Genomic DNA, 3,456 nt, shown 5'->3' with positions numbered 1-3,456 from the left:
ACTACCAGCGTGGCCAGCCCCAGGCCCAGGGCGTTGACCACGGTACCGGTCACCGCCAGCAGGGGGCAGAGGCCGAGAATCTGCACGGTGGCCGGGTTGTTGTTCCACAACCCGTCCATGCTGATCTTTTTGTAATTCACATCACTCATCACAGGTCTCCGCCGGGGCTGCCTCGGAAGGTGCCTCAAAGACAGCCGTATGGTTGGCGTCGAAATATTGCAGGGCGCGGTGCACGGCTCCCACCACGGCGCGGGGAGTGATGGTGGCGCCGGTAAAGCTGTCGAACTGGCCGCCGTCCTTCTTCACCGCCCAGCCGGCATCGGCAGGATTGCCCAGTGACAGGCCATTGAAACCATAAATCCAGTCGGATTTTTTGGTTTCGATCTTGTCGCCCAGCCCCGGTGTTTCATTGTGCGGGGGCACCACGCGCACCCCTTGAACCTTGCCTTGCATATCCACGCCAACGATCAGGGCAATGTTGCCACCGTAACCGTCCGGGGCGGTGGCTTCCAGTACGGCGCCGTTGGGCTCGCCATCCTGGCGTGCCCGGTAAATATGATGGCCGTTGCGGCCCAGCAGCGGGTCGCTGACGGTAATGCGATCGGCCAGCAGATCGTTGTCATGCCGGTCGTGGGGCATCACTTCATTGAGCGAGGCCATCAGTGCAGCCTGCTTGTTGCACTCCACCTTGCCGATGGTCAGTTCATTGGTGATGGCCAGGGCCGCGGCGGTGCTGATGGCAAACAGGCTGAGGATCACGGCGTTTTTGGTAATGGCATAACGCATCATGACTGGGTGCCCCTGTTTGGCTTGTCGTGGCCATAGGTCCGTGGCTGGGTGTAGTAATCGATAAAGGGCGCGCACAGGTTAAGCAGTAGCACCGAGAATGCCACCGCATCCGGGTAGCCGCCGAAGCTGCGGATTACCCAGATCAGCACCCCGATCAGCGCCGCATAGATCAGCCGACCGCTGCGGCTGGTGGCGGCGCTCACCGGGTCCGTGGCGATAAAGAACGCGCCGAGCATGGCCCCGCCGGAGAGTATCTGGAACATCGGATCGGCAAACCGCACCGGGTCGATCAGCCAGGCCACCAGGGCAGGCAGGGCCAGGCCGGCCAGAAAACCCACCGGGATATGCCAGGTAATGATCTTGCGGCTGATCAGATACAGACCGCCCAGCAAGAAGGCCAGGTTCACCCATTCCCAGCCGAGCCCGGCAAACTGGCCATGGAGGATGCCGTGGCTGGCCAGTTCGCTTTCATTGCCGGCCCAGGTGCGGAAGGTATCCAGGGGCGTGGCGCCGCTCAGGCCGTCCACCGGCAGTTGCCCGGTAAACAGCTGCCAGCTTTGTGCGAAGCTGGGCGCTTCGCCGGGGGCGATCCACTGGGTCATGGCCACCGGGAAGGAAATCAGCAGCAGCACATAGCCGACCATGGCCGGGTTGAAGGGGTTCATGCCCAGGCCGCCATAGAGCTGCTTGGCGACGATAATGGCAAAGCTCACCCCTATCAGGGTCAGCCACCAGGGGGAGGTGGGAGGCAGGGCCAGGGCCAGCAGCACGGCGGTGAGCACCGCGCTGTAGTCCTTCAGGTAGAAGGCCACCGGTCGACCGCGGGCTTTCAGGATCAGCGCCTCACTGACCAGCGCCACCACCACGGCCCAGAGCACATTGATCACCGTGCCCCAGCCGAACTGCCAGGTCAGCACTGCCAGGCCGGGCAGGGTGGCGTAAATCACCTGACGCATGAAGGCGCCGGTGTTGTTGCTCACCGTGGTATGGGGCGAGGTTGAAGAGATCAGTGCCATCAGTCTTGCAGTCCTTGTTCTTCCACCGCCTGTTTGAGCGCCTTGCGGGCGATCTGGGCTTCCGCCTCCAGGGCCTGTAATTCGGAACTGAGCGCTTCCAGGGTATCTTCCGAGGCGCTGTCCCGCTGTTGCTCAAGCTCGCGCTGCTTGTCGGCCAGGGCACTTTCCGCCCGGGCGGCTTCCAGCTTCAGGGTTTTCAGATCCTTGCCGGTGTGTGCGCGGATATCCGCCTTGGCTTCTTCCACCAACGCATCCAGGGCATCGCGGGCCACATCGGCTTTGCCTTTCAGCTTGTCCACCTTCTGCTGCATGGCATTGAGTTCTTCGGCGGGTATATCGCCGTTTCGCTCACCGCGCTCCAGGGCGGCATGGGCTTCCTTGTACTGTTTGTGGGCCATGTTGTAGGCGGTTTTCAGGGCCTTGAGACGCTTCTGGCGCTTGGCCGCCACCTCCGGGTCTACCGCAGTGAGCGCCTGCGGGGCCTCGGTCTCCGGTGCCTTGGGCGTATCCGTGGGGGCTGGCGGTGTCTTGGGGGCAGCCGGGGCCGGTGCGGACGCTTTGGCCTCGCGCAGTTCGGCTTTCCAGTGGTCGGCCTCCGCTTTCAGGCGATCTGCTTCGGCGCGCAACTCGGCAGCGTTGTCCGCCCCGTTCTCGTCGGCCTCTTTGGCGGCTTTGACGGCGGCCTTGTAGGCAGACGAGACTTCGCCCACCTTCTTCTTCAGGTCGGCCAGCGGGTCGGCTGGCGCAGCGGCAGGGGCCGGGGCGGGCGTGGCCGGTGCATTGGCCTTGGCGTTGCGCAGGTCGGCCTTGAGCTGGTCCGCCTTGGCTTTCAGTTCGTCCGCCTGGCTGCGCAACTCGGCGGCATTGTCAGCGCCGTTTTCTTCCGCTTCCTTGGCCGCCTTCACGGCCGCCTTGTAGGCGGATGAGGCCTCGCCCACCTGCTTCTTCAGGTCTGCCACCGGGTCGGCCTGGGGCGCAGTTGCCGGGGTGGCGGGGGCGTTGGCCTTGGCGTCACGCAGTTCCGCCTTGAGTTTGTCGGCGGCGGCCTTGAGCTCATCGGCTTTGGCGCGTAGCTCGGCAGCGTTGTCGTCGCCATTGGCTTCCGCATCCTTGGCGGCTTTTACCGCGGTCTTGTAAGCGGACGAGGCGTCACCGACCTGTTTTTTCAGCTTGCCGACGATATCTTCCGCCGGTGCGGCGGCGGGGCCCGCTTCCTTGGCGTCACGAACGGCTGCCTTGGCCTTGTCGGCGATGGCTTTCAGGCGATCCACGTCGGCTTTCAATGCGTCCAGGTTGTCCGCGTTGTCTGCCTCGGCGGCTTTGGCCGCTTTGACGGCGGCCTTATAGGCCTTGGACGCTTCCAGGGAGGCCTGCTTGAGCGCTGCCGTATCCACACTGGGGGCACTGGCTGTTTCGGTTTTCTTCTTGCGGTTGGCTTCCAGCCGCGCCTGGCGACGGGCTTCTTTTTCCGCCTTTTCCGCATCAATCCGGGCCTGGCGGGCTTCGAAGCGCTGGCGAGCCTTGTCGGCTTTGACCTGATCGGCTGCCTGCTGACGCACTTCCGCCTTGGCATAGCGGTAGTACTGCACCAGCGGGATATGGCTGGGGCACACATAGGCGCAGGCACCGCACTCGATGCAGTCCATCAGGT

At 63.9% G+C, this 3,456-nt stretch carries 3 protein-coding genes and 1 pseudogene; all 4 read right to left on the bottom strand.

Going from position 1 to position 3,456, the window contains the following annotated elements:
• The coding region (locus HUJ17_RS01105) for an Rnf-Nqr domain containing protein (protein ID WP_290508974.1) at positions 1-149 on the bottom strand (149 nt) is incomplete at its 3' end.
• On the bottom strand, positions 142-789 hold the full coding sequence (gene rsxG, locus HUJ17_RS01100) for an electron transport complex subunit RsxG (protein ID WP_290508973.1): 648 nt from the start codon (positions 787-789) through the stop codon (positions 142-144). The genes rsxG and HUJ17_RS01105, both read right to left, overlap by 8 nt.
• Positions 786-1,805, bottom strand: a complete 1,020-nt coding sequence (gene rsxD / locus HUJ17_RS01095; protein WP_063508064.1) for an electron transport complex subunit RsxD — start codon at positions 1,803-1,805, stop codon at positions 786-788. Before rsxD ends, rsxG begins: the two co-directional genes overlap by 4 nt.
• A pseudogene (locus HUJ17_RS01090) lies at positions 1,805-3,456 on the bottom strand (electron transport complex subunit RsxC); the annotation flags it as partial. The gene rsxD and the pseudogene HUJ17_RS01090, both read right to left, overlap by 1 nt.

Source organism: Alcanivorax sp., from assembly GCF_014762765.1.
In the GTDB taxonomy this organism is placed as follows: domain Bacteria; phylum Pseudomonadota; class Gammaproteobacteria; order Pseudomonadales; family Alcanivoracaceae; genus Alcanivorax.
The sequence above is the reverse complement of the archived record's forward strand: the minus strand, read 5'-3'. Positions and strand labels throughout refer to the sequence as shown.